The sequence below is a fragment of the Vibrio fluminensis genome (assembly GCF_015278125.1).
Lineage (GTDB): Bacteria > Pseudomonadota > Gammaproteobacteria > Enterobacterales > Vibrionaceae > Vibrio > Vibrio fluminensis.
The window spans coordinates 1-26,302 of the sequence record NZ_JADILO010000038.1; the positions used below are offsets into that span (position 1 = coordinate 1).

Annotated in this window: 22 protein-coding genes and 1 riboswitch; of the genes, 6 read left to right on the forward strand and 16 right to left on the reverse strand. The window is 44.3% G+C overall.

Annotated elements, in window-relative coordinates:
* Positions 1-165 precede the first annotated feature (165 nt).
* The 13 genes from IRQ95_RS22345 to IRQ95_RS19515 all read right to left on the reverse strand — a co-directional run bounded on the left by IRQ95_RS22345 (position 166) and on the right by IRQ95_RS19515 (position 13,513).
* Positions 166-612, reverse strand: coding sequence for a type II secretion system protein (locus IRQ95_RS22345; protein ID WP_194439075.1), 447 nt, complete (start codon positions 610-612; stop codon positions 166-168).
* 36 nt (positions 613-648) lie between these two features.
* Positions 649-1,224, reverse strand: coding sequence for a prepilin-type N-terminal cleavage/methylation domain-containing protein (locus tag IRQ95_RS19460; protein ID WP_194439077.1), 576 nt, complete (start codon positions 1,222-1,224; stop codon positions 649-651).
* 76 nt (positions 1,225-1,300) lie between these two features.
* Complete coding sequence (locus IRQ95_RS19465) at positions 1,301-1,762, reverse strand: MSHA biogenesis protein MshF (RefSeq protein WP_194439079.1); 462 nt, start codon at positions 1,760-1,762, stop codon at positions 1,301-1,303.
* Position 1,763: 1 nt separating this feature from the next.
* Positions 1,764-2,984 (reverse strand): type II secretion system F family protein, encoded by a 1,221-nt coding sequence (locus tag IRQ95_RS19470; RefSeq protein WP_194439081.1) that lies wholly within the window; start codon positions 2,982-2,984, stop codon positions 1,764-1,766.
* An 8-nt stretch (positions 2,985-2,992) separates the two neighbouring features.
* A complete protein-coding gene (gene mshE, locus IRQ95_RS19475) occupies positions 2,993-4,717 on the reverse strand; it encodes an MSHA fimbrial ATPase MshE (RefSeq protein WP_194439083.1) in 1,725 nt (574 codons plus the stop codon).
* Complete coding sequence (locus IRQ95_RS19480; RefSeq protein WP_194439086.1) at positions 4,707-5,852, reverse strand: tetratricopeptide repeat protein; 1,146 nt, start codon at positions 5,850-5,852, stop codon at positions 4,707-4,709. The genes mshE and IRQ95_RS19480 overlap by 11 nt, the downstream gene beginning before the upstream one ends.
* Positions 5,853-5,855: 3 nt before the next feature.
* Positions 5,856-6,695 (reverse strand): ExeA family protein, encoded by an 840-nt coding sequence (locus IRQ95_RS19485; RefSeq protein WP_194439088.1) that lies wholly within the window; start codon positions 6,693-6,695, stop codon positions 5,856-5,858.
* 6 nt (positions 6,696-6,701) lie between these two features.
* Positions 6,702-8,342 carry a pilus (MSHA type) biogenesis protein MshL gene (gene mshL / locus IRQ95_RS19490; protein ID WP_194439091.1) on the reverse strand — a complete coding sequence of 547 codons (1,641 nt, stop codon included), beginning with the start codon at positions 8,340-8,342 and terminating at the stop codon, positions 6,702-6,704.
* 15 nt (positions 8,343-8,357) lie between these two features.
* Entirely contained in the window at positions 8,358-8,681 is a 324-nt protein-coding gene (locus IRQ95_RS19495; RefSeq protein ID WP_194439093.1) for an MSHA biogenesis protein MshK, read from the reverse strand.
* A complete protein-coding gene (locus tag IRQ95_RS19500) occupies positions 8,674-9,324 on the reverse strand; it encodes a type II secretion system protein GspM (protein ID WP_194439139.1) in 651 nt (216 codons plus the stop codon). The genes IRQ95_RS19495 and IRQ95_RS19500 overlap by 8 nt, the downstream gene beginning before the upstream one ends.
* Positions 9,324-10,766, reverse strand: coding sequence for a PilN domain-containing protein (locus tag IRQ95_RS19505; RefSeq protein WP_194439096.1), 1,443 nt, complete (start codon positions 10,764-10,766; stop codon positions 9,324-9,326). The genes IRQ95_RS19500 and IRQ95_RS19505 overlap by 1 nt, the downstream gene beginning before the upstream one ends.
* A 6-nt stretch (positions 10,767-10,772) precedes the next feature.
* Positions 10,773-12,776, reverse strand: coding sequence for an RNase E specificity factor CsrD (gene csrD / locus IRQ95_RS19510; protein WP_194439098.1), 2,004 nt, complete (start codon positions 12,774-12,776; stop codon positions 10,773-10,775).
* Between the two features lie 203 nt (positions 12,777-12,979).
* Positions 12,980-13,513, reverse strand: a complete 534-nt coding sequence (locus tag IRQ95_RS19515; RefSeq protein ID WP_075650865.1) for a single-stranded DNA-binding protein — start codon at positions 13,511-13,513, stop codon at positions 12,980-12,982.
* Positions 13,514-13,813: 300 nt separating this feature from the next.
* Here IRQ95_RS19515 and IRQ95_RS19520 point away from each other — a divergent pair, with 300 nt between their 5' ends.
* The 4 genes from IRQ95_RS19520 (at position 13,814) to IRQ95_RS19535 (ending at position 20,232) form a co-directional block, all read left to right on the forward strand.
* Positions 13,814-14,461, forward strand: coding sequence for a LuxR C-terminal-related transcriptional regulator (locus IRQ95_RS19520; protein WP_194439101.1), 648 nt, complete (start codon positions 13,814-13,816; stop codon positions 14,459-14,461).
* A 117-nt stretch (positions 14,462-14,578) separates the two neighbouring features.
* Entirely contained in the window at positions 14,579-15,451 is an 873-nt protein-coding gene (gene galU, locus IRQ95_RS19525) for a UTP--glucose-1-phosphate uridylyltransferase GalU (protein WP_194439103.1), read from the forward strand.
* A 125-nt stretch (positions 15,452-15,576) separates the two neighbouring features.
* Positions 15,577-18,399: an excinuclease ABC subunit UvrA gene (uvrA, locus tag IRQ95_RS19530; protein ID WP_194439111.1), complete on the forward strand. Its 2,823-nt coding sequence runs from the start codon at positions 15,577-15,579 to the stop codon at positions 18,397-18,399.
* Between the two features lie 60 nt (positions 18,400-18,459).
* On the forward strand, positions 18,460-20,232 hold the full coding sequence (locus IRQ95_RS19535; RefSeq protein ID WP_194439113.1) for a PglL family O-oligosaccharyltransferase: 1,773 nt from the start codon (positions 18,460-18,462) through the stop codon (positions 20,230-20,232).
* 83 nt (positions 20,233-20,315) lie between these two features.
* On the opposite strand, the gene IRQ95_RS19540 is transcribed toward IRQ95_RS19535, so the two are convergent.
* Positions 20,316-21,437, reverse strand: coding sequence for a pyridoxal-phosphate-dependent aminotransferase family protein (locus IRQ95_RS19540; RefSeq protein WP_194439115.1), 1,122 nt, complete (start codon positions 21,435-21,437; stop codon positions 20,316-20,318).
* Between the two features lie 256 nt (positions 21,438-21,693).
* A riboswitch (Lysine riboswitch) is annotated at positions 21,694-21,872 on the forward strand.
* A 129-nt stretch (positions 21,873-22,001) separates the two neighbouring features.
* On the opposite strand from IRQ95_RS19540, the gene lysC reads away from it, so the two are divergent.
* Positions 22,002-23,354 carry a lysine-sensitive aspartokinase 3 gene (gene lysC, locus IRQ95_RS19545; RefSeq protein ID WP_194439117.1) on the forward strand — a complete coding sequence of 451 codons (1,353 nt, stop codon included), beginning with the start codon at positions 22,002-22,004 and terminating at the stop codon, positions 23,352-23,354.
* 55 nt (positions 23,355-23,409) lie between these two features.
* On the opposite strand, the gene IRQ95_RS19550 is transcribed toward lysC, so the two are convergent.
* Positions 23,410-24,516, reverse strand: a complete 1,107-nt coding sequence (locus IRQ95_RS19550) for a PilT/PilU family type 4a pilus ATPase (RefSeq protein WP_194439119.1) — start codon at positions 24,514-24,516, stop codon at positions 23,410-23,412.
* 8 nt (positions 24,517-24,524) lie between these two features.
* Positions 24,525-25,556, reverse strand: a complete 1,032-nt coding sequence (locus IRQ95_RS19555; protein WP_194439121.1) for a type IV pilus twitching motility protein PilT — start codon at positions 25,554-25,556, stop codon at positions 24,525-24,527.
* A 24-nt stretch (positions 25,557-25,580) separates the two neighbouring features.
* Here IRQ95_RS19555 and IRQ95_RS19560 point away from each other — a divergent pair, with 24 nt between their 5' ends.
* Entirely contained in the window at positions 25,581-26,291 is a 711-nt protein-coding gene (locus IRQ95_RS19560; RefSeq protein ID WP_194439123.1) for a YggS family pyridoxal phosphate-dependent enzyme, read from the forward strand.
* The last annotated feature ends 11 nt before the right edge of the window (positions 26,292-26,302 follow it).

Here is a 26,302-nt window from a genome sequence, read left to right on the forward strand (position 1 = left end):
TTGCTTCTGTATGCCTATGTAATGAATGGAAGCTTCTGCGCACGGTATAACAAAAAATATCGCGATCGCGACCTACGGTCGCTTCCAAAAAAGAACCCCGCTTGAAAAAGCGGGGTTCGTCATCAATCTGAGGCCAGCTAAGCTGGCCTTTTTATTACAATCAGATTATGCACCACATTCAGTAACAACTGCTGTTGTAGCCACCGCACCAGATGTAGCTTGAGTGTATTTCACACAGCTACTGTCGTAACCTTTTAGGCCGTAAGAAATAAACTTGGTACCAGTAGCTGAAGATGCTTTAACATCCCAGTCACTATCTAAACCAACAACAGCTTCACCGATACCATCAGCCGCCGCTGTAGGGTATCCGTAAGAAGTTTTGATACCTTCTTCGGTCTCTGCAGAATCTTTAGACTCTTCACCTTCCAAAGCTGACTTTCCGTACACAAGGCCTGCCGCGCCATCGATCGCGCCTTTTAGGCCTTGAAGTGATGCTTCACGCGCATCATCTTGAAGGTTGAGGAAACGTGGCGCTGCCGTCACTGCAAGAATACCGAGAATAACAATTACCACCACTAGTTCGATTAGGGTGAAACCGCCTTGTCTTTTCATAGTAAAATCTCTCAATTTTGTTAATTTTTCGCAGTGTTACTGCAGAGTTACGGTCACACGACCAGTTTTTGTTTCATACTCAAACTTATGTTCGGTGCCACCTTCCAGTTGCACGTAAACACATGATTCGCTATCAGTGAAAGCTTGAGCTGAGTATTTGACGTTCGAGTTGTCTTTCGAATTAGTTACAGTATCAACCTTTGGTGGATTCTGAAGCAAGTTCTCCATCAAATTAATACAGGCAATATCTGTTAACTGAGTCGGAAACTTACCATTATTCGGTACGACATCCAGTGGATAGCCATCGCGAAAGCCTGTTGAAGTGCCATCTGCCTCTTTGGCGCGCGTTAGCCAAAATTCAACACCATCGTAATTGACGTAGTTGCGTGTTTCACCATTATCAACTTTCGAAGGACGAGCTTCAGCCTCCCATTGTGCTCTGGCTGAGAGAACTCCGGTTGCAAAACCACCGGCAACCCCTTCGATACTGGCTTTTTTAGCTTCATCAGTCACATCTAAAAAGCGAGGTAAAGCAGCCACCGCCAGTAAACCAACGACCACAATTACGATAACAAGCTCAACTAACGAGAAACCAGTTTGTTTATTGTTCATAGCGCTCACTCTCACTCTTTTGTGCTAATTATTATACGCTTATCAAACCATTTTACTATGTAAGCGCGTCAAATTTTTATTCTGCCGTAAAAATGGCATCAACGTTGAATTTATCACCTATTAAATCGATAGTGATCGCACCAGAATCTTCAAAATAGTACTTACATTGAAAATTTGATGATGTTGAATTTTCTTCCATTTTTTTGGGTAAATTACCTAAAACTTGTCGTTCTTCGTAAAGTATCGCCAACCAATAGTTACAATCTAAATTATTGCTCGCATTGACCGGTTTCACCCATCCTTTTGCAGAATAATGTATGACGTTTTGACCAATCACTAATTGCTGCGGCTGTTTTGCCAATAACCATTGCTGCTTATAGAAATTAGCGCGCTCCAAAATACGCTTGCTCGCCACTTCTAATGCAGTACCACTCGCCTCACGCTCAATCTTGTGCCAAGACATGAGTAGTGCCAGCAAGATAACCATGGCCGTTATCGCCCACACAGCAAAACGTGGACGAATTATTTGTTTTGGCATATTAACCTTTGATTGCGTCTAGCATGCCCCACATAGGCAAGAAAATACCAAGAGCTAAGATCAATACCATACCGGCAACCACGACGAGCAAAAACGGCTCAATACGGGCAGTCAGAGTCTTCAAGTCGTAGTCCACTTCACGATCGTAAAAATCGGCCACCTCAATCAAAAGTTCATCGATACGACCCGTTTCTTCACCTACCGCGATCATTTGAATAACGAGCGGCGTAAAAACACCACTGGCTATCGCCGTATTAGAAATTGAACTGCCGGCTTCAATGGCCGCTTTCATTTCTAACAAACGATTTTCTAGAAAACGATTATCAAGCGCTTCAGCAGAGAGAGATAATGATTGGTTAAGCGGCACACCCGCTTTAAGCATCAAGGAAAAAGTACGGGAAAAACGTCCCAGTTGAGCGCGGTTTATCACACTGCCGAAAACCGGCATTCTCAAACGAAACTTATCCCACTTTTCCCGTCCATTCGCGGTGTTAACCCAAGCGCGAAACGCAAATAGCAAACCGACGATTGCCGCCAGCATCGCCGGCCAATAATTGACAAAAAAGTTAGAGGTTCCGATTAAGATCCGAGTCGGCAGAGGAAGATCGACACCAAAGCGTTCAAACATGGTTGAAAACTGAGGGATGACTTTTACGTTCAGTACGAACATAGCCAAAGTAATGAATATGATCACAAACGTCGGGTAACGCATTGCGGTTTTAATCCGTTTTCGTGTCTCAAGCTCTTGTTCGTAATAGTTTGCGAGTTGCAATAGTGCCTCGTCCAACCTACCGGTATTTTCACCAACACTCAGCATAGAAACGAACAGTGAACTAAACACTTTTGGATGCAGTTGCATCGCACTCGACAGACTACGACCATTGGTTAGCTCATTGGTCACATCCTCAAGCGCTTCTTTCAGTTGCTTGTTTTCACAGTTCTGCGTCAATCCCCGCATCGCACGCAACAAAGGAACTCCAGCCTTTGTTAAGCTGTACATTTGTCGACAAAAAATCACCAGCACTTCAAGGGGAATCTCCGGAGTAAAAAGTGCCGCAAAGTCGATATTTAGACTGCTGCCCTTCTTACCTTGCTTGATTTCCGTTGGAATGACACCCTTAGCAATTAAGGCTTCAGTCGCAAGCTCCACTGTTACTGCTTCAACTTGCCCTGAAACTTTGCTGCCATCTAAATTACGTCCCTGATAGTGAAATACTGACATGCCACTTCCTACAAGTAGATCGCTTGAACACTACCGGAGGTATCACCCTCACCTAATGTCATCACTTCTTCAAAGCTAACAATGCTTTGTAACGCCAATTCCATTGCAGATGCTAATAACGGTTTGTAGTTGGTAGAACTTCGCGCAACTTGAGCAAAACCTACCGCATCGTTGGCACGCAATGCATCCATCATCGCCTGATCTAACTCAAGGAGTTCAAACACACCAATTCGTCCACGATAGCCCGTTAGGTTACAGTTTTGACAACCTCTGCCTTTGACGAAGCTGGCACCAACTTGATTAGGAAAACGCTGACTTAGCCATTGACGCTGTCCATCTTCCAACTGAGTTTCTGTCTTACAATCTGGGCATACCTTACGCACTAAGCGCTGTGCCACCACGGCGCGAACCGCACTAGCCACTAGATATCCCGGCGCCCCCATATCCATCATACGTAATGCACTATCAACCGCATCATTGGTATGTAATGTACTCAGTACTAAGTGACCAGTTAGCGCCGCTCGTAAACCAATTTCAACCGTCTCTTGGTCTCGCATCTCACCGACCAGAATGATATCTGGATCTTGACGCAAAAAGGTTCGCAAGATAGTCGAGAAATCTAGGTTTATCTTAGAGTTAACTTGAACTTGGTTAACGCGAGGCAAGCGATATTCCACAGGGTCTTCGGCGGTGATAATTTTCTTACTTGGCTGATTTAATTCACTCAGCGCACCATACAGTGTGGTGGTTTTACCAGAACCGGTTGGGCCTGTTACCAAAATCATGCCATGTGGTCGACGCAATTGGCTGCGTAAACGCGCCAACAAATCAGCGGGTAAACCTGACTCTTCGAGCTTTCTTACTCCAGAAGACTGGTTTAGTAAACGCATGACCACCGACTCGCCGTATTGCACTGGCATGGTCGACATACGAATATCAACTGACTGACCTTTCGCTTTAATATTAAAACGGCCATCTTGAGGCAGACGTTTCTCAGAAATATCAAGATTCGCCATCAATTTAAGGCGCAGCACTAATGCAGAAGCAATATTGACCTCATTGAGCAAGGTTTCATGCAAAATACCATCGATACGTTGGCGTAAGCGAAGTACATTCGCGTCAGGTTCAATGTGAATATCTGACGCTCCGACTTGAATGGCATCTTCAAACAAAGAGTTAATCAGTTTTACTACCGTAACCTCGTCACTGTCTTCCCCTTCGATGCTAAAGTCGAAAGCTTCAGTGACCTGATGTTCAGCTTGTAGCTGCTCAGCAAAGGATGCGATTTCTTTGGTTCGTCGATAATAACGATCGAAACCATCGACTAACTGCTGTTCTGGGGCAATAACAAACTCGATTGCGTATTGTGGCAGCTGCGAAAGTAACGACTCTTGAGCAAAGAGATCCGCAGGATCACTCATTGCTACACGTAATGAATCATGATGACGAGCAATAACCAGAGCACGTAAACGACGAGCATGAACCTCAGGAAGCAATTGAACCGCATCAATATCAACATTCATGCGGCTAAGATCAATCAAGGGGATATCAAGTTGCTGAGATAAAAAGCTCAGCATTTGCTTCTCGGTTAAGAACCCAAGATCGATCAGGGTCGCCCCAAGTTTACGCCCAGAAGCTTTCTGCTCTGCAAGGGCCAACTCCACTTGTTGCTCAGTGACAATCCCTTCCTCAACAAGCAAATCACCAAGACGTTTTCTTAACTTAACTTGCACTTGGCTGCTCCTCTAACTGCTCTATCAAGGCTAAACGATCACGTATAAATTGCTGAGATTGACTAGAAATACCCACTTTATTAAGTGCTTGATGATAGGCGCTCTTCGCTTGTTCCAATTCGAAAGCTCGTTCTTGCTGTATGGCCAACCCTAGCCACCAGCGTCCATTCTCTGGTTCCAACTCCACCAGCTGTTGGTAGCTTTCTAACGCGAGTTCATCTTGTGCGCTTTTCTGCGCCAGAGCGGCACGCAAAGAGAGATATTCACTACTTGGGTTACGTGGCAAGTATGCTAATGGAGTAAGCGCAGCGCTAGCTTGCTTCTCTTTAAGTAACAATTTAGCTAATGCAAGACGAAGACTTTGATCCTCATTATCGATTGAAATGCCTTTTTGCAGCAATTCGACTGACTTGCGTACTTCTGCTTTGCCGTAATAAAGTGCCGCCAGTGTTTGACGAACCTTACTATCACGCGGTGTGTAACGCAGTGCATCCTGATAGTGACTAATCGCACCAGCAAGATCATTGGCATCAAGTGCTTTTCTTGCTCGAGTTTGAGCTTTTTCTGCTAACTGCGTTGGTGTCAACTCTACTTGTTCAACAACCACTTCTCCTTCCACGGCACTTGGCAGTAACGAGCTTTCGGGAACACCTTCGCCTGCGCTCGAAGATTGAGCTTGCGCGACCAATATCGGTGTCGATATTGCGTCCTGTTCCTTCACATTCTGCAATGGCGCTTCAATAACTTGGTTTTGTGTAATCGGTGTTTCTACACTGTCAGCAGCCTGCGCAACAGGCGTTACCAGTTGTTCAGTAGCGCTCTGGACAACAACTGGCGCGTCATAAATTGACTGACTTGCTTGAACAATTTTGCTGGTTGGCGAAATCACGGTTGGCTCTAATGCCATTTCAGGTTGAACCTTGAGTGCAGATGCTTGGGCAATGGACTCTCTCTCAACTTGAGGCTGCAAAGAAACCGCCCAACCGCCTACGGCTAAACTCAAACTAAACCCACCAATCAGCCAAGGCAGTGCATTGCTGCGCTTGATGACTTGCACTTGGGCTTTCTCGATCTCAACTTTTGATACAGTCTGCGACTTTGATAATTCAGACAGCGCGTTATTAATCGCACTCATGTGTTAACTCCAACCCCATAGCACTGGGCTTTTATATTTAGGTTTGCAAACATCAAACGTGTCATGCATAGCTGCGTACAGGTGATGGTTAGCAATTTTAGCCAGTTGCTGGCTACTAGCTAAAACTAAACTCTTATGACAAATTTGATTGATCAGTCGTGGAATCCCATGACTAGATCGCCAAATTGCTTTTTTTTGCGACAGAGTGAAAATCTCACCACTGGCACCCGCTTTGGTGGTGCGGTTGCCGATATATGCCACGGTTTCAGCCAAAGAAAGGGCTCTCAGTTGCGCATTAAACGTGATTCGCTGACGAAACTGACGCAGATGATGTTGCTGTAGACGTTCATCTAATTCTGGCTGTCCAAACAACACAATTTGCATTAGCTTACGTTGCTCGGTTTCTAAGTTGCCAAACAGACGTAATACCTCTAGCGCTTCATCACTCAGAGCCTGAGCTTCATCGACCAAAACCACAACTTGCTTGCCTTGCTTGGTCAGTTCAATCAGCCTTTGCTGAATTTGATCAACAATCTTGCTATTGCTTGCGACATCGAGACCAAGTTCAGTAGCCACAGATTGCCTTAACTCAACTCCGGACAAAGCAGGATTGGGTAAATAGACCAATTGAACGTGAGATTCAAAGTGGTTCACCAACATCCGGCATACCATGGTTTTACCAGTGCCCACCTCACCCGTCACTTTGATCACCCCTTCCCCCATCGAAAGTGCAGAGTTGACCATTTGTATTGCTTCGTAGTGAGGCTCTAAACCCAAAAACAGTTCAGTATTTGGCGTGAGATGAAATGGCAATTGGTTAAAGCCAAAATGCTCTAAATACATAGCGTATTACTGTGACTGTTCAGGGAACCACTCTTGCAGTAGATCACGAGAACGCTCTAGCTCTTTCTGCCAAGTATTCACTCCAACTACAGTTGGTTTTAGTAGAATAACGAGTTCTGTTTTTTGCTGTAATTTGGTTTTGTTTCTAAATAGATGTCCTAACCCAGGAACGTCCCCAAGAAAAGGAACTTTAGAAACTTGGTCGATAGTGTTGGACTTCATTAAGCCCCCGATCACCACGACGTCGCCATCTTGTGCGCGAATAACGGAGTCCGATTCGCGGATCGAACTACTCGCAAGCGGCAAAGTGATCGTATTGCCACCAAAACCAATTTCTTTGATCTGTTCATCAACTTCAATTACCGCGGGATGCACATGCAGCAGCACGTTACCTTGGTCATCAATTTGCGGTGTTACATCCAAAGAAATACCAGAGAAGAATGGCGTTAGTTCAACTTCAGGCGAAGGTTCAGAATTGTCGCCGGATCCCACTACACTCGACAGATCAGTAACGAAGTATTCATCAGTACCAACTTTAATCACTGCTTTTTGATTATTGGCGGCGGTCACACGTGGGCTAGATAGCACATTCAAGTCACCTTGTGTTGCCATAAAGCTAATCACCGCATCAAAACTGCCACCAGAGACAACTAAATTTGTTTGACCACCAAGTAATGTCCCTATCGTATCCAAGCCCGGTAGAACCGAGGCGATAGGGTTGCCGTTACTATCTCGGTTGATTGAGCCTTGACCAATCGTGAAATCGTTACCATTCGAACTGAACGCCTTACTCCAGTTAATACCTTGCTGATAACCGTCACTCAACGTCACTTCAAGAATCTTGGCTTCTAAAATGACTTGGCGATGCATACGTTGCTGAGATACACCTAAGAATTCACGAACTTGACGAATTTCATCGGGATAAGCACGAATCGTAATAACGCTAGCTTGTGGGGTCACAACAACCGACTGCCCTTTACCACTTCCAATAAGTTGAGCCACTGCCGTTTGCAGCTGAGGCCAAAAATCACTCTCATTAGTCGTTTCTATTTCAGTACCACCACTAGCGGAGGTTGAAGATGAACTAGAAGATGAATCTGAATCTGAGTCACTAGAAGAACCACTATCCGTATTGGTGATCGTACCGGTAGTAATCGACGTTAATGAACGCCCAGTTCGTTTAAACTGTAAGTAATCGACTGGAATCGTAACCGTACGTAGGCCAGCTGGATAAACTTGGATAACTTTGCCCACTATCTGAACATCGTAGCCATACATATCACTGACAACAGAGAGTACTTCATCTAGTGTTACGTCCGTTAAATTAACGGTAATCTTGCCCGTCACCGCAGGATGAATCGCAGCACTGTATTCTGTCCCTTTAACTAGACTTGCAAAAAACGAGCGTGCATCTACACCACTCGCTTTGATACGAAAACGCTTAACCGTAGTATTTGGCTCAGTTGCCATTCCATCAAGATCTGGCATCAAATCAGCTTCTACCGATGCAGGTAACTGCTGCAAAGCGCGGCTATTTGATTCATTAATTGCCTCATTAAGTGCATTCTTTGCTTCTACAGGATCTCGGTGCCCCATTGAGCAACCAGCCAAAGAAACAATAGAGAGAGCTAAAACAAGTTTACGCATACGATTCCAACAACCTTATTGTTTTACTTCTAGAGGGAACAGTTCCAGTTTCCACATTTTATTACCACGAGAGACGGTGACGTAATCAGCGTTAATGTTCTGAATGTTAAACCCAGCCACTTTGTCACCTTTAGCCTTTGTCTGGCCATCTAAGATGGCAAAGCACTTTTCATTTTCACCACAAACGATACTTTGAAGGTTTGGTACTCGAGCATGCACCACTTTCTTCACTGACGTCGATTTAGATGATGACTGCCAATTTAATGGGGCAGTTGGATCTTGAGATGCCACAGCTACAGAAGATATAGCGAGCAAAAGAAATAGACTCTTATTAGCCACCAATAAACTCCTGTCTAGTTCCAAGGGTGTAAACTTCCAAAATCAAACGTGCTTTGGGATAAGCATCTACTTGATAACTAAAACTGCGCCAATAGTAATTCACTGGTAAGGATTCCAGCGTTTCCAAATACTTTAGAATGGCGAAGTAATTTCCTGTCAGTTCTAAACGAACAGGATGCAAATAGTAGCCAGCATAGTTTTCTGATGCTTCGCCACTAATAATTGGCTCTGCTTTTAACGACTCAAGCGAGACTAAATGCAAACCTTTACTGCCTGCTAAAACATCTTCTAATAATTTCGCCATCTGACTAGGAGAAATAAGACTATCGATCACTTTCGCTAGTTTCTCTGACAGTGTTTGACTCTCTTTCAATAAGCGTTTGTATTCGATGTTAATCGCTTGATCGGGATCTTTCTTTAACTTTGCTGTAATGGTTAATATTTCAGCTTCCAAACGCATATTGCTCTGTTCTGTCACTGATATCTGTCGATTAAGCGCACGATTATCATTAATCGCAGGCTCCAACAGCATTGTAAAAATCACCATTACAACGACAACGATGCTGCAAATAGTGATCAACCATTTTTCACGCGAGCTCAGATTGGAGAATTTCTCACTCAATTTCTGCCAATGTGCTTTCATCACTCAGTCTCTTTTTCTTGGGTGCGTAATTCAAACGTCAGGATATTTTGCTCGTTGCGAGCAATTTTTAGTTTCTCAAACGATCGACCGACTAAGTTTATTTCACTCTTAAATTGATTCACCCAATTTGGAATCGCTTGAGGATCTTTGGCTAATCCTTTGATATCCAAATTCTCATTATCCATCTTAATTGAGCTTAATGAGATGTCATTTCGTCCTATCTGAGCCAATGACTGCATCACACCTGAATAACCCGCTTGTAACTGGCCATCATATTTAGCTACCGCAGCTAAAGAGTCTTGTTTCGATTGAATTTCTTCTTTCAGACGCTCAACGGCATGAACTTTTTCTGGCGAAGGGCGATGTTTGGCAAGGCGTTGATTAAGGCTTGCAAGCTGCTGATTAAATTCCTGTTCTTGTGACTTAATCACAGCCAAGCTCTCATTAAGTTGACTATTTTTCCAGGCAAAATAACCATAACTTGCGCTAAATACTACAACTAAAGCAACTAAGGTAAGCGCCACATTGTTCAACGTAAAACGTTCAACTTTAGGCTTCAAATGTGCTGGATAGAGGTTTATCGCAGAAAAGCATTCCGTCGCCATCGCATCAACAAGCAATGTTCCGGAATCACTCTTAGCGCTGGACAACGGTGAGACTTTTACACTCAACCTTTGATCTAACTCACTCGCAAGCTCTTGATCATTTTCATCATCACAGCATATTTTTAAATGATGCAATGTTGAACCACGAAGCTGAGAGGATAGATAGTCAATCGAACGCTGCAGTTCAAGAGCAACACCATCCAACTGCAAACCGCTAGTTGCAACACCTGTTAGGGGGAAAGTAACACCGCGCATCGTACGCTGAAAAATACAACGATTATCGACAAATGCGCTTAATTTATAACCCGCACCCTTACTCCGTTGAAATAAAACAAACCGTTCAACATCTTTAGTGACACGTGGCCAAATATCATCTTCAACTAATACCTGGCCTAGATGAATTTTAATTTCATTCAACTTAGACACTAGGCCTAAAACCAAAGACTTTCCGACTACATAAACTTGAAGCTTATTGCTTGTTGGTAATGGCGTTGCGTCAGCAATAATATCCGTGACTTTTTCGCTAATCAGATCTTTGAGTAAAAAAGGTAATGTTAAGCTCAACTCTTCTTGAGGCACATTAGGTTTATCAATCTGATAGTTTTGATACAGACCTGAGTTCAGCACTACATCAATGGTTATATCCGAGATTTCTGCTTGTTTTAAAGTGTCGACAAGCACATTTTGCCACTGACCAGAATCACAAGTAACTTGCTTTGGTATACCCGAATCATCCCAGTCAGAGAAGTGAATTGAGTTAGGTTGTACTACCACTCGCAAGCGATTAGTCGTGTTGCTAACAGAACTAAACTTTCCTAATAACGATTGAATGCTCATCTACTACTAACTTCTTCGCCAACGGTTTCGGCGTCCTATCTGTATATTCGCTTTGGACTTTCCGGACTGTTCCAATTTGGGTTCCGGTATCATCTGTTGCTCTGGGGAAAAATAACGTCCTTGCACACCATCAACACCCAACTCTAATAAAGTGTTGAATTCCTGTTCTTGATCGACGCCTACCGCAATGACTTGTGTACGCAACCCTTCACAAGCACCTAGCAAACTTCGAACGAACAGTTGATTTTCATGTCTTTGATCGATTTTCTTAATCAAACTACGATGCAGTTTCAAATAATCAACGGAAAGCTCTTTTAAGTAATAAGTACTAACAATGGATCGTCCAGCTTGCCCAACAACAACTTTACAACCTAAACCATTTAACATCTTGATCACGGGTCGCATATAATCAATATGCTGTACTAATCTGGCTTCTGAAAACTCAAATAGAAGAGTGCGTCGCAAATCAATTGAAAGTTGAAGTAGCTCATCCCTAAACAAACGAAAGTACTTCTTATCTGAAAATGGGGTAATATTTAAGTTTATAGAATAACATAAACCATTTTTTGACGTCTTCAAAAATTTGGCGACGGCTAAAAAAACCGCGCGATCCAAAATACTTTCATAACCGACAGACTCTATTGCGGTATGGAAACGAGAGGCTTTTATTAAACCTTGTTGCGGGTCATTGATACGGACAAACAATTCATTGTGACAAATTGTTGGCTGCTGATTTTCCAGTAGATAACAAGGTTGGTAGAAAACGTAGACAGAGTCAGGAGTCAACACTTGGTCAAAGAGAGTGCGCCAGCGAACACTACCTCGTTCATCATCATGTGTTATCAGCTTATTAAAGCGACTCCATGCGTTAGCCTGCTGTAAACGAGCGCTTTTAAGTGCCGTCTCAGCTTCATCCATGATTTTACCTTGTCGCTCCCCCTCTTGATACATGCTAAGGCCAATGTGACACCAGTTGTCTTTAACTAGTGGTTCAAGAGATTGCAATTTATCAAATTTCTTCAAGCAATTCGTGGCTATGTTCGCCACTTCTTTGCTACTTAAATGTGGCGCAAATATCGCAAAATCTGATTCATAATAACGCGACAAAATAACATCTGGATAACGTAAAATAACCGTATTAATCGACTCACCAATATCAACGATAAATTGATTGGCAGTTTGCTTGTCCACTTCTTCTTTTACTAAATCCCAATCATCAATGCGAATGAGCAATACACCGCCATGGGAACCACTCTCAGAAAGTGCCGCCTCAAGTTTACTATCAAATAAAACTCGATTGGCGGTGCCGGTTAATTGATCAAGAAAAGTCTGGGTACGAATAAAAGTATCAAAACGGCTTCGCTCTTGCCGCGCATCTTGTAACTCTTCGATTAAGCGATCAAGCGCCTCACTGGCTGTATATGGCCACTCGCTTTCATCCCCTTTTGCATATTGCTCGACTCGCCCAGCAAGAATCATTCGCCCTCGCTCTTCTAAAAGTTCGGAGCCAATCAACTGCTCTTTTAACCACTTCATACCTCGTATTAAGCAGAAGACTATCAACGCGACAGCCAAAGTAATCGACCAAAGAGCCTGCATTGAGTAGCCATATCCTACATAAGGAGGAACAGCCGTAAAGCGGACAGTAAAACCAGGATTTCGCTCGAGGGAATAATCAGCTTTATAGAATAGTGCTGGATCGATTTTTGATGATGTATCGCGATAGCGATAAATCACACCAACTTGAGATGATAGCTCCATCTCTACGATACTCGATGCTTGTAGCATTTTAGGCATCCAGCGCTGCATAGAATAGGCCGCATCAGGATCTTCCATCTCTTTATCAACCACTTTCACAATACCTTTCAGTGATTGATCGAGATACTCTTGCCCGAGACTACGAAATGATAGTGTTCCACCAAGGAACAAGATAAACATCGCACTAATTACGATAACCGTAACAAACGCAACAAGTCGCGTGCTCAATTTTAAGGTAGGTGTATACCTCATAAATTGGAGTTCCCTCTCTGTGATTCTGATGAGTAACCGACAAGAACCGGATAATACGCTAGAACTATTGCGCTAGCACGAACAACCTCCTTCCTTCGAGGTATCAGTCCTCAAACGTCTAATCATCATTAAAACGTTTAAGTTTCTATCCCCAATATATAAAAAAGCCGCGAAAATCGCGGCTTTTTTTAACATTCAATCGATTAAAACGGGATATCGTCGTCAAAATCCATTGGCGGCTCATTGTATTGAGGCTGCTGCTGAGGCGGTTGCTGAGGAGCACGCTGTTGAGGCGCCTGCTGTTGCTGCATTGCAGGTTGTTGAGGCTGACCCCAACCTTGCTGTTGCTGCTGTTGACCGCCCATAGGTGCACCTTGACCACCTTGACGACCACCTAGCATTTGCATTACGCCGTTGTAGCCTTGTACCACGATCTCAGTTGTGTACTGATCTTGACCTTGCTGGTTTTGCCACTTACGTGTTTGCAATTGACCTTCAATATATACTTGAGAGCCCTTACGCAGGTACTCACCAGCAACTTCCGCAAGCTTGCCAAATAGAGCCACACGGTGCCATTCAGTTTTCTCGCGCTGTTCACCAGTCGCTTTATCACGCCACGTTTCTGAAGTTGCAACAGTAATGTTTGCTACTGCGCCGCCACTAGGCATATAGCGCACTTCTGGGTCTTGGCCTAAGTTACCCACTAAAATAACTTTGTTTACTCCACGGCTAGCCATGTTTCGCTCCGTCTAGATGCATTTTTGATAACGCATAAGGATAGCACACCCGCCTAACAATTCGAACAACAGTTCGAGTTATCTTGATTGATTGATAGCTTTTTTGCTACTAGTCCCAAATCCACATACTGAAGCACTCTATTCACTCTCTAAATTTCAATGAGATAAAGAAAACTCACTATCAAATATGAAACAGGAAAAAGATTCATACTGAAGATGGATCGCTCTTTAGCAATAAATAAGACAGGATAACAAGCTCTAAATTTATAAATTGCAACTTATCAAGGATGTGAACAACTTATGGCTAAAAACATCTATGCAAGAACACTCTACTTCCTATGTGAAGATAAAAATGCTCATTACCCGCTTGTTGACCAATTTGAAAAAGCACTCGGTGTCCCGATACCGCGTATGGAACCAGAGGACTTTATGCTTGCTATGCAACAGCACAAGCATAAAATTTTGTTGATTGATCACAATGATTATCAACAACTACATAGTGCAATTAGGAACCTTCCCCTGTCGAATAAGATCTTTGAGACTGTCATTTTCAATGTAGAAAGACGCTTAACGACCGATGAATTGCTAAGTTTTGGAAACTTAAAAGCACTATTCTACAAAGACGATGAGATCGCTAATGTGGCCTATGGTTGTGGGGAAGTGATTAACAGCCAAAACTGGCTGCCCAGAAAAGTGGCGGCGCAACTACTGCACTATTATCGTCATGTGATTGATAGCCAAACCTCGCCAGCAACGGTTGATCTTACGACAAGAGAAATTCAAATTCTGCGCAGTTTAAAGACTGGCGCTTCTAACATTCAAATCGCTGAGGATCTTTTTATCAGCGAGTTCACGGTAAAATCACATCTTTACCAGATATTTAAAAAGCTATCAGTAAAGAACAGAGTGCAGGCAATCTCATGGGCGAAACAGCACCTAGTGTCTTAAAAAGCATACAACGGTTAAAAAATCAACTTTTGCACTAGTCGGTTAATTATCTATTCATTAAAACCATGCTATCTTGTCGGCAAATTTAATTACGTCAGAGATATAAAGGGTTTTATCATGATTAAGAAGTGCCTATTTCCAGCGGCAGGTTACGGAACTCGCTTCCTTCCGGCAACGAAATCAATGCCAAAGGAAATGATGCCAGTAGTAAATAAACCGCTAATTGAATATGGTGTCGAAGAAGCGATTCAAGCGGGTATGGACGGTATGTGCATCGTAACTGGCCGTGGTAAACACTCAATCATGGATCACTTCGATAAGAACTACGAACTAGAGCATCAAATCAATGGTACTAATAAAGAAGAACTGTTGGTCGATATTCGCGAGATCATTGAGTCAGCGAATTTTACTTACATCCGTCAACGTGAGATGAAAGGTCTAGGTCATGCTATTTTGACTGGCCGTGAACTTATTGGTGACGAACCGTTTGCTGTAGTACTTGCCGATGACCTTTGTGTTAATGAGCAAGAAGGTGTTCTCGCTCAAATGGTCACTCTGTTTAAACAGTTCCGTTGTTCGATTGTTGCAGTACAAGAAGTTCCAGAAAATGAAACTCATAAGTATGGCGTTATCTCTGGTGAAATGATTAAAGATGACATCTTCCGTGTTGATGACATGGTAGAAAAACCAGAGCCAGGTACTGCGCCAAGCAACCTAGCAATCATTGGTCGTTATATTTTAACTCCAGATATCTTTGAGCTAATTGAGCAAACTGAACCTGGTAAAGGCGGCGAGATTCAAATCACTGACGCACTACTAAAGCAAGCTAAAGCAGGCTGTGTTCTAGCATACAAGTTTAAAGGTCAGCGCTTTGACTGTGGTAGTGTCGAAGGTTATATCGAAGCAACGAACTACTGTTTTGAAAATCTATACCTTAAAGACAGCAAGAAAACTGAACTCGGCAAACACGCTACAGCCAAACAAGCTTAATCAGCGAATAAACTAACATAAAGGCAGCCACTGGCTGCCTTTACTGTTTTTATGTCCAGTATTTTTCTTTGAACATTTATCGCACTGTGTAATACTAGAAGTTCTTCCCATACAGAGCGATTACCATGGACAAGATAGAAGTACGCGGAGCCCGCACCCATAATCTGAAAAACATTAACCTCACCATTCCTCGCGATAAACTCATTGTTATCACTGGTTTATCCGGCTCCGGTAAATCATCCTTAGCTTTTGATACTCTGTATGCCGAAGGTCAACGTCGTTATGTAGAATCGCTTTCTGCTTATGCGCGTCAATTCCTTTCCTTAATGGAAAAGCCTGACGTTGATCATATTGAAGGTCTATCTCCTGCGATTTCTATCGAGCAAAAGTCCACGTCTCACAACCCACGTTCAACCGTAGGTACTATCACTGAAGTCTATGACTATTTGCGTCTGCTCTATGCTCGTGTGGGAGAACCACGCTGTCCGGAACATAAGGTGCCACTCTCAGCACAAACTGTATCGCAGATGGTCGACAAAGTATTAGAAATGCCGGAAGGCTCAAAGATGATGCTACTGGCACCTATCGTTAAAGAGCGTAAAGGTGAGCATGTTAAAACTCTAGAAAACCTTGCGGCACAAGGTTTCATTCGCGCTCGAATTGATGGGGAGACCTGCGATCTTTCTGATCCTCCGCCGTTAGAACTACACAAAAAACACACCATTGAAGTGGTGGTCGATCGCTTTAAAGTTCGCGCTGACCTACAACAACGTCTAGCGGAATCCTTTGAAACCACACTGGAGCTTTCTGGTGGTATCGCCGTTGTCGCGCCAATGGATGGTGAGGGGGAAGAGACAGTCTTTTCCGCCAATTTCGCTTGTCCACACTGTGGTTACAGCATGCAAGAACTCGAGCCTCGCCTATTCTCATTCAATAACCCTGCAGGGGCATGTGGCACTTGTGATGGCTTAGGTGTACAACAGTACTTTGACCCTGACCGAGTACTCCAAGACGAATCACTTAGCCTTGCTCAAGGGGCAATTCGCGGCTGGGATCAAAAGAACTACTACTACTTCCAAATGCTCAGCTCACTGGCTAAGCACTATGATTTCGACCTCAATCAGCCGTTTAACAAACTGCCGAAGAAAATCCAAGATGTGATCCTAAAAGGCTCAGGTCGAACAGAAGTTGAGTTTAACTACATTAATGATCGTGGTGATATCCGCGTTAAACGCCATCCGTTTGAAGGGATTTTAAATACACTAGAGCGCCGCTACCGTGATACCGAATCGAACTCTGTCCGTGAAGAGCTAGCTAAGTACATCTCAACCAAATGTTGTGCAAGTTGTGATGGCAGCCGTCTGCGTTTAGAAGCGCGCAATGTGTTTATCGGTGATACCACTCTACCTGAAATTGTGGAACTCAGCATTGCCGACGCGCTAGGCTTCTTCGCCGCTCTAAAACTAGAAGGTCAACGGGCGAAAATCGCAGAGAAAGTGATGAAAGAGATCAACGATCGCCTTGAGTTCTTGGTTAACGTGGGTCTTAACTACCTGAACCTTTCTCGCAGCGCCGAAACGCTCTCTGGCGGTGAAGCGCAACGTATTCGCCTCGCAAGCCAGATTGGTGCAGGCTTAGTCGGAGTCATGTATGTGCTTGATGAACCATCGATTGGCTTGCACCAACGTGATAACGAACGACTATTAAAAACTCTAACCCACCTACGCGATTTAGGTAATACCGTGTTAGTTGTCGAACATGATGAAGACGCAATTCGCTGCGCCGATCATGTGATTGATATTGGTCCAGGTGCGGGGGTCCATGGCGGACAAGTGGTTGCACAAGGTACGATGGCAGAGATCCTTGAAGTCCCTGACTCGCTCACTGGTCAATACTTGTCTGGAGCAAAGAGAATTGAGATTCCAGCAAAACGTACACCATTAAATAAAAAGAAAGTGGTCGAACTCATTGGCGCGACCGGCAACAACCTCAAAGAAGTCAATTTAACCATTCCTGTGGGACTATTTAGTTGTATTACGGGGGTTTCTGGCTCAGGTAAATCAACCTTAATCAACGATACTTTCTTCAAAATTGCCCACACGCAATTAAATGGTGCAACTACAGCAATGCCTGCACCTTATAAGAAAATCAAAGGACTCGAGCACTTTGATAAAGTCATTGATATTGACCAAAGCCCAATTGGCCGTACGCCTCGTTCAAACCCAGCCACTTACACTGGGATCTTTACACCTATTCGTGAACTGTTCTCTGGTACACAAGAAGCGCGCTCTCGTGGCTATAAGCCAGGTCGCTTCAGCTTTAACGTTCGTGGTGGTCGCTGTGAAGCTTGCCAAGGTGATGGCGTGATTAAAGTCGAAATGCACTTCTTACCCGATGTTTATGTACCTTGTGATGTATGTAAAGGTAAGCGCTATAACCGTGAAACCTTAGAAGTACGCTACAAAGGTAAAACCATCGATGAAGTGCTAGAAATGACCGTTGAAGATGCACGACTATTCTTCGACCCTGTTCCGGTGATTGCGCGCAAACTGCAAACCTTGATGGATGTTGGTCTTTCTTATATTCGTCTTGGTCAAGCCGCGACTACCTTGTCAGGTGGTGAAGCGCAGCGCGTGAAGCTCGCTCGCGAACTGTCTAAGCGTGATACCGGTAAGACGCTATATATCTTGGATGAGCCGACGACTGGTTTGCATTTTCATGATATTCAGCAACTACTTACTGTACTGCATCGCCTACGTGATCACGGTAATACCGTCGTGGTTATCGAGCACAACCTCGACGTAATTAAAACGGCGGACTGGATTGTCGATTTAGGTCCGGAAGGTGGTCAAGGCGGTGGCGAGATCATTGCTCAAGGCACACCGGAAGATGTGGCGCTGGTCGAAGGTTCACATACCGCACGCTTCCTTAAACCTATGTTAAAATAGTCAAAAGTAGTTAAACCAGCGTATCATACGCTGGTTTTGTTTTTGTAGAAGTGACCCTATATGGCAACCATACACCTAACCGGAACACAGCTTGAACCTAAGGCAGCAAAACTTCCGCTAATTCGCCCTTTTTTAGCCTCCATCGGTGCTATCTATATTTTGGCGATGCATTTTTTTATGCCTAATCCGGGAGGCTCTGGTTTAGCCTTATCCTTCAATGCCAGTACTTGGCTCGCGTTTGGGAGCAGTCTCGCTATCGGTCTGTATCAAATCGGTACTGAAGGCAAACTGCGCTACAACAAACTCACCATCGTATTATTTATCTCTTGCTTGATGATGACTGCCCCTGTCCTGTATCCAGAGAGCTCCGTAGAGCTTTCGCTTAATCGGCTGACTGGGCTATGGATGGGCTTATTACTATTTGTCATTTTGCAGCAGTTCCGTTTCAGCAATCGACAAAAACAGCGTCTATTGTGGTTCATCGTAATAGCCGTAGCGATTCAAGCCTGTTTTGGTTGGGTGCAATACCTACTGCTGCAACCAGACAATATTTTTGGCTACAACACCACCACAAACCGCCCATATGGCATTTTCCAACAGCCCAATGTGATGGCGAGTTTCCTTGCCACAGGACTAGCAATATCTGGTTATCTGCTTTCACGTCAGCCAATTAAATATCAACGCAAGTTAAGTGACGTGACCTTGCTGTATTTGATGCCACTGCTCACCATTCCACTGCTGATCGTTTTAGCTTCTCGTACAGGCTGGCTTGGTGCGGCAATTGCGGTTGCGGCGGTACTGCCTTACCTATACCGTTTTGCCACCCATAAACGTATTGCTGGTTGGAGCCTTTCTGCGTTAATTGGGGTTATGGTGGGTCTGGTGATGCCATTGATGACCCACTCAGACAGCAGTACAAATCTTATTGAGGCTAAGGCGAACTTCGAGAGTGCTCGCAGCTATATGTACCCGCAAGCGCTCGACATGTTTATCGAAAAACCATTTACCGGTTATGGCTATGGTAGTTTCGAGGCTGACTATACGCTCTATACCGCCCGTCAGCATCAATTAAACCCAAGTTACCACGTCGGTTTACCGGGAATGGATCATCCCCATAATGAACTCTTGTTCTGGGGAGTAGAAGGCGGCTTACTGCCAGTATTGGGCATTATGCTGGCAGCATTATTTATGCTGTTACGCATGTATCAAGCCAAGCATGGCACTCGGCTGGCAATGTTTGGTTTGTTTGTTCCTATCGTCCTTCATAGTCAACTTGAGTATCCGTTCTATCACTCATTCGTACACTGGATTACTTTTATTATTTTGCTCTATTGGGTCGATCAACGCTCCAATAGCTACCGAGAAGCGTCGTTTAGCAAACTATCGCAAATCGCCTTGCGCGTGATGAGTTTAGTTGTGCCAATCCTCACCAGCGTTTATATGGTGACGGCTTTACACAGCAATTATGTGTTGATGAAGTTTGAGCTCTCCAATCCAAAGGATCCGCAGATATTGGAGCGCGTCAGTAACCCAATCGTATGGAAAGATCGCTATGATTGGGATGTTTACAGCACCTACCTGAATATCGGTTTGATCACTCATAACCCTGAGTTTATTCAGCCTTATATCGATTGGTCACTGAAGATTATTAAAGATAAGCCTCGTCCTGCTTTTTACAATAACTTGATCATGGCCTATCAAGGACTTGGCGAAGATAAGAAAGCGGAACAAATTCGCAGTGAGGCAAAATTCCTCTTCCCAAAAAAAGACTTCGATAAGGTGCAATATATTGCGCCCAATATTGATGCGCTAAAACCATCGGCAGCGCAATAACCTAAGTACTCACATCGTTCAATACTAAAAAAGCGGCTAACCAGCCGCTTTTCCTTTAAACTCGGGACGATTCTCAAGCTAACTTACTGAGTCAATGACTCTTCTAGCGCTCGCAAACACAGTGCGACATTTTCTTCACGCGCGCCGTAACCCATCAAACCGATGCGCCACGCTTTACCGGCTAAAGCACCAAGACCTGCGCCAATCTCAAGGTTATAGGTTTCTAGTAAATGGTTACGCACCTTCGCTTCGTCAATGCCCGCAGGTACATAAACTGCGTTCAACTGAGGCAAACGGTACGCCTCTTCAACTACAAAGGTAAAACCTAACTTCTCTAGTCCAGTTTTTAACTTTTCATGCATCGCTTGATGACGCAGCCAAGCATTCTCGAGTCCTTCATTTTGCAACATCACTAATGACTCATGCAGGGCGTATAAACTATTTACTGGCGCTGTATGATGATAACTGCGTTTACCTTCACCACTCCAATAACCAAGTACTAGGCTCTGATCAAGAAACCAACTTTGTACAGGAGTGGTGCGACTTTGAATTTTCTCAATTGCTTGGGGTGAAAATGTCAGAGGAGCCAAACCTGGAGTGCAAGAAAGGCATTTTTGGCTACCGGAATAAACCGCATCAAGTTGCCACTCGTCGACTTTGAGCGGCACACCACCAAGAGATGTTACCGTATCAACGATGGTTAACGCATTATACTGCTTGGCTAAAGCCCCCAACGCCTGCGCATCTGAAACCGCCCCGGTTGAGGTTTCAGCATGAACAAACGCAATAATTTTTGTATCTGGGTTATCTTGCAGAGCTTGAGCAACTTTATCGACAGAGACTGGAGTACCCCATTCATCGTCAACCACAACTGCTTCTCCACCAGCACGAATCACGTTCTCACGCATACGTTCGCCAAACACTCCATTGCGACACACAATCACCTTATCGCCGGCTTCAATTAAGTTAACAAAACACGCTTCCATCCCTGCACTGCCTGGCGCAGATACAGCAATCGTGAACTCATTTTCAGTCTGGAAAGCATACTTTAGTAGTTGTTTTAGCTCATCCATCATGCCGACAAATAGTGGGTCTAAATGCCCAACAGTTGGACGACTCAACGCTTGCAAAACTTGCGGTGAGATATCAGAAGGACCAGGTCCCATTAGGGTTCGGCGCGGTGGAATAAAGCTTTGAATTGTCATAATCGCTCCTTGCAGCATGCTTCGAAATCTTCTCAGGTTAGACCACCATAGAACAATATCTACCTAGGGACAATTGGTCATAAGTCTATATTTTTGATTTAGAACCACTCGATCTTCACGCGTAGCCTTGTCGGCAAACCAAGGCACTCTCGCTGAACCAAGCACCTTGAGGTTACTTGGGTGTAATTGTTACAAATTGTTGGATTGGAGGTAAAATTACCTGTTGACTTTGATTACATAAAACCGTTCAATAATTAAACACAGAAGAGGAGCACTGCCTAGGTAGATGCATCGTGGAGCCGCAACTCCGATACGATTCATTGAGGGAGAGTAGTGCCGAGACATCGCTAAATTGTCGGTTTAGTGAGGTCGGTTGACTTGAGTTGACTCTCATCAACTGTCATCAGCACGGTCTGATGATGCGCTTCTGAGGTGAATATTATTACCAAATAACTTCCCTCTAAATATCGCACAATACTCTCTTCTCGTTCGAACACATCGAACAAAAAACAAAGGACGTTGGGTAACCCAGCAAAAATATTAGGAAGCCGTGGGAGAATCGCTGTGAGCTCTTTTAATGTCGCCAAATTTGGCGGTACTAGTGTCGCAAATTTTGAAGCCATGAGCCGCTGTGCGGCCATTATCGAAAATAACCCAAATACCAAACTCGTCGTTAGCAGTGCTTGTTCTGGTGTCACCAACTTATTAGTTGAATTAGCCAATGGTGTAAGCAATGCACAAGATCGTGCCGATATCTTGCAAAAAATTTCCGATATCCATGAAGCAATTCTAGCGAAACTAGAGAATGCAACAGAAACCACCAACGAGGTATATAAAATCCTCGATACAGTGACCAGTTTAGCTGAAGCCGCTTCTATACAATCAAGCCACAAATTAACGGACCATTTAGTTGCTTGTGGCGAACTTATGTCGACGCATATTCTTGCCCAGCTTATGCGAGAACGTGGCATTAACGCCATCCGTTTTGATATTCGCCAAGTACTACGCACCGACGATAATTTTGGTAAGGCTGAGCCTGACGTCGACCAAACAGAGTTACTAGCGGCAGAAAAGCTGCTACCACTTTGCCAAGAGCATGTGGTGGTGACTCAAGGTTTTATTGGCTCCGATGAGCAAGGTAATACCACAACTCTCGGCCGCGGCGGCAGTGACTACAGTGCCGCGTTGATCGCAGAAGCAGTTAAGGCCGAAGGTTTGGAGATCTGGACTGATGTGCCAGGCATCTACACCACTGACCCGCGTATTGCCGCCAAAGCATCACCGATTGCAGAAATCAGTTTTAGTGAAGCATCTGAAATGGCAAATTTTGGTGCTAAGATCCTTCACCCATCAACGCTAGTGCCTGCATTACGCCATGATATTCCAGTCTTTGTCGGCTCATCGAAAGAGCCAGAGAAAGGCGGAACTTGGATTCGTCATCAAGTGCAAAATTCACCGTTGTTTCGCTCACTCGCTCTGCGCTGTAACCAAACCATGGTCACATTGCGCAGCGATAAAATGTTCCATGCCTATGGTTTCCTTGCCAAAGTATTTGAGATCCTCGCTAAACACAAAGTATCGGTCGACTTAATCACCACCTCAGAGATCAGTGTTTCACTCACTTTAGATCAAACGGATACCTCAGGCGGAGCACCGCAACTTCCAGCTGCGGCTCATGCTGAATTGGAGCAATTATGTACGGTAGAGATCGAACAAAACCTCTGCTTAGTTGCTTTGATTGGTAATAACATGAGTGAAAGTCGCGGTTACGCAAAACAAGTATTTGGCACGTTGGAAGATATGAATCTACGAATGATATGCTTTGGTGCCAGCCCACATAACTTGTGCTTTTTAGTTCATGAATCAGTGTCGCGTCAAGCGATTCAAAAGCTGCACAAAGAGTTGTTCGAAGGGTAATAGACGAGATAAAAAACCGAGCATGACGCTCGGTTTTTTTACGTTTGCTCTTGGACTAATCCATATTGATTCTGACATCCGCCAATGAATCGGACGTAACCGCTTCACCACGCAGAGTCTTAAGCATAATGCGCAAGTCATTGGCAGAGTCTGCACTAAGCAATGCATCTTCTTCAGAAATTTGATCATCCGCCACCAACTGATACAACGCCTGATCAAAGGTCTGCATACCCTGTTGCTGAGACTTGGCCATGGTCGCTTTTAACTCATGCAAGTAACCACGGCGAACTAGGTCAGCGACTCGTGGGGTATTGAGTAAGATTTCAAATGCGGCATGACGCCCCTGTCCATCCTTGTCTCGCAATAACTGCTGCCCTACAACGCCTTTTAGATTCATCGATAAATCAAACAAAAACTGTTCTCTCTTCTCTTTGGATACTAGATGCAAAATTCGCTCAAGCGCTTGATTAGCGTTATTGGCATGTAACGTTGCCATACAAAGATGCCCAGTTTCCGCAAACGCCATGGCAAACTCCATGGTTTCACGACTGCGAATTTCACCAATTGAGATCACATCCGGAGCTTGGCGTAGCGAGTTTTTCAGTGCCACTTCATAACTTTCGGTATCTAGACCTACTTCTCGTTGAGTAACGATGCACTTTTGATGTTGATGGACAAACTCTATCGGGTCTTCGACCGTGAGGATATGTCCTGAGCTATAACTATTGCGATAACCTATCATTGCTGCCATCGTGGTCGACTTTCCCGATCCCGTTCCTCCAACCACTAAAATTAGTCCTCGCTTTGCGATGGAAAGATCTTTCAGCACCTCTGGCAAATGTAATTCACTCAGAGTCGGGATTTCGGTTTCAATTCGTCGAATTACGGCTCCGGGTAACTCACGCTGAAAAAAGGCGGAGACACGAAAACGTCCATACTCTCGCACAATAGCGAAGTTCGCTTCTCGGCTTTCACGAAACTCATCTTGGCGGGATTCTTCCATGACAGAATCAAGTAACTGAAACACTTGCTCTGCAGATAGTCGTTCACCGATTGGCTGCAACTCACCATCAATGCGATAAAACACTGGCGCATCGACCGTAATGTAAAGATCCGAAGCTTTATGCCGCTTCATTCCTTGAAGAATACTATCCATCGCCATGCCCATCCTTAGTAATCTAGATTTCCAATTTTTTGCTCGACTTCTTGCGGCTCAACTAAACCACGGGCAATTAATTGTTTGGCATTTTGTTCAATCGTTTGCATGCCTTGTGCGGCACCAGTCTGGATCACCGAGTACATCTGTGCCACTTTGTCTTCACGGATCAAGTTACGAATTGCTGGTGTTGCCATTAAGATTTCATGGCAAGCCACTCGACCACCACCAATACGTTTCAGCAGTTTTTGAGCAATAACAGCACATAAAGATTCTGACAGCATCGAGCGCACCATGCCCTTATCGCTACCAGGGAACACATCGATAATGCGGTCAATGGTTTTCGCCGCAGAGCTAGTATGCAGCGTACCGAAAACCAAGTGGCCCGTTTCAGCTGCGGTTAAAGCAAGGCTAATGGTTTCTTGGTCGCGTAGCTCACCAACCAAAATAACATCAGGATCTTCACGCAAAGCGCTACGAAGTGCAGCTTTAAAACTATGAGTATCACGATGCACTTCGCGTTGGTTGATTAGACATTTTTGATTTTGATGAACAAATTCAATTGGGTCTTCAATAGTCAAAATGTGCTTATTGTGATTACGATTAATGTAATCCACCATTGCTGCCAACGTCGTCGATTTACCAGAACCCGTTGGACCGGTTACCAACACTAAGCCTTTCTCCAAATTGGCAATCTTTTCAAAGATCTCCGGCGCATCCAACTCTTCTAAAGTAGGGATGATCGTAGGGATAGTCCGGAACACGGCCGCGCAACCGCGCGCTTGGTTAAATGCATTAACACGGAAGCGCCCGACATCAGGTAATTCAAATGAAAAGTCGACTTCGAGACGCTCTTCAAATTCACTGCGCTGCGCATCGTTCATAATCTCAAAGACTAAACGGTGCACATCAGCATGACTAAAAGCAGGTACACTTAGCTTTCTGACCTCACCGTCGATGCGCACCATTGGAGAAACACCTGCGGAAAGATGTAGATCTGACGCATTATGTTTTACACTAAAGTCCAGTAACTCAGCGATATCCATTTAAATTCCTTAGTAAAGTTAGATATGAGTAGTATTCAACAAAATATTGAACAGATCACCTCAGAGATCTTAAGTGCACAGCAAAAATGTGGTCGTGCTCAAGAGTCAGTACAACTTCTTGCTGTAAGTAAAACTAAGCCGAACCAAGCAGTCCTTGAAGCTGCACAAGCAGGTCAAAGCGCTTTTGGTGAAAACTACGTGCAAGAAGGCGTAGACAAAATAGCATATTTTTCCGAGCATCATTCTGAGCTAGCGATTGAATGGCACTTTATTGGCCCAATTCAATCTAATAAAACTCGCCCTGTAGCAGAGAACTTTGCTTGGGTTCATACCATTGATCGCGCTAAGATTGCCCAACGCTTGAGCGACCAACGCCCGGCCGAGATGCCGCCATTGCAAGTACTGATTCAAGTCAATACCAGTGGTGAAAGCTCTAAATCAGGCATTGAAGAGCAGCAAGTTTTTGAGTTAGCGCAGTTGATTTCATCGCTCCCAAACCTCACTTTAAGAGGATTGATGTCGATTCCGGCTAATGTGCCAGATTACGCATCACAGCTTCATGCGTTCAACCAGTTAGCGGACTTAAAACAACGCCTGAGTGAACGTTTCCCTGAGCTGAATTTGGATACCCTCTCTATGGGTATGAGTGGCGATATGGAAGCCGCCATCGAAGCAGGAAGTACCATGGTTCGAATCGGAACCGCTATTTTCGGCGCACGTGACTACAGCAAGTAATAACATAAGTA

What these genes read in the sequence shown, in the direction of transcription:
- IRQ95_RS22345 (WP_194439075.1), bottom strand. Translation starts at nt 612, where the DNA reads ATGAAAAGACAAGGCGGTTTCACCCTAATCGAACTAGTGGTGGTAATT.
- IRQ95_RS19460 (WP_194439077.1), bottom strand. Translation starts at nt 1,224, where the DNA reads ATGAACAATAAACAAACTGGTTTCTCGTTAGTTGAGCTTGTTATCGTA.
- IRQ95_RS19465 (WP_194439079.1), bottom strand. Translation starts at nt 1,762, where the DNA reads ATGCCAAAACAAATAATTCGTCCACGTTTTGCTGTGTGGGCGATAACG.
- IRQ95_RS19470 (WP_194439081.1), bottom strand. Translation starts at nt 2,984, where the DNA reads ATGTCAGTATTTCACTATCAGGGACGTAATTTAGATGGCAGCAAAGTT.
- IRQ95_RS19480 (WP_194439086.1), bottom strand. Translation starts at nt 5,852, where the DNA reads ATGAGTGCGATTAATAACGCGCTGTCTGAATTATCAAAGTCGCAGACT.
- IRQ95_RS19485 (WP_194439088.1), bottom strand. Translation starts at nt 6,695, where the DNA reads ATGTATTTAGAGCATTTTGGCTTTAACCAATTGCCATTTCATCTCACG.
- mshL (WP_194439091.1), bottom strand. Translation starts at nt 8,342, where the DNA reads ATGCGTAAACTTGTTTTAGCTCTCTCTATTGTTTCTTTGGCTGGTTGC.
- IRQ95_RS19500 (WP_194439139.1), bottom strand. Translation starts at nt 9,324, where the DNA reads ATGAAAGCACATTGGCAGAAATTGAGTGAGAAATTCTCCAATCTGAGC.
- IRQ95_RS19505 (WP_194439096.1), bottom strand. Translation starts at nt 10,766, where the DNA reads ATGAGCATTCAATCGTTATTAGGAAAGTTTAGTTCTGTTAGCAACACG.
- csrD (WP_194439098.1), bottom strand. Translation starts at nt 12,776, where the DNA reads ATGAGGTATACACCTACCTTAAAATTGAGCACGCGACTTGTTGCGTTT.
- IRQ95_RS19515 (WP_075650865.1), bottom strand. Translation starts at nt 13,513, where the DNA reads ATGGCTAGCCGTGGAGTAAACAAAGTTATTTTAGTGGGTAACTTAGGC.
- IRQ95_RS19520 (WP_194439101.1), top strand. Translation starts at nt 13,814, where the DNA reads ATGGCTAAAAACATCTATGCAAGAACACTCTACTTCCTATGTGAAGAT.
- galU (WP_194439103.1), top strand. Translation starts at nt 14,579, where the DNA reads ATGATTAAGAAGTGCCTATTTCCAGCGGCAGGTTACGGAACTCGCTTC.
- uvrA (WP_194439111.1), top strand. Translation starts at nt 15,577, where the DNA reads ATGGACAAGATAGAAGTACGCGGAGCCCGCACCCATAATCTGAAAAAC.
- IRQ95_RS19535 (WP_194439113.1), top strand. Translation starts at nt 18,460, where the DNA reads ATGGCAACCATACACCTAACCGGAACACAGCTTGAACCTAAGGCAGCA.
- IRQ95_RS19540 (WP_194439115.1), bottom strand. Translation starts at nt 21,437, where the DNA reads ATGACAATTCAAAGCTTTATTCCACCGCGCCGAACCCTAATGGGACCT.
- IRQ95_RS19550 (WP_194439119.1), bottom strand. Translation starts at nt 24,516, where the DNA reads ATGGCGATGGATAGTATTCTTCAAGGAATGAAGCGGCATAAAGCTTCG.
- IRQ95_RS19555 (WP_194439121.1), bottom strand. Translation starts at nt 25,556, where the DNA reads ATGGATATCGCTGAGTTACTGGACTTTAGTGTAAAACATAATGCGTCA.
- IRQ95_RS19560 (WP_194439123.1), top strand. Translation starts at nt 25,581, where the DNA reads ATGAGTAGTATTCAACAAAATATTGAACAGATCACCTCAGAGATCTTA.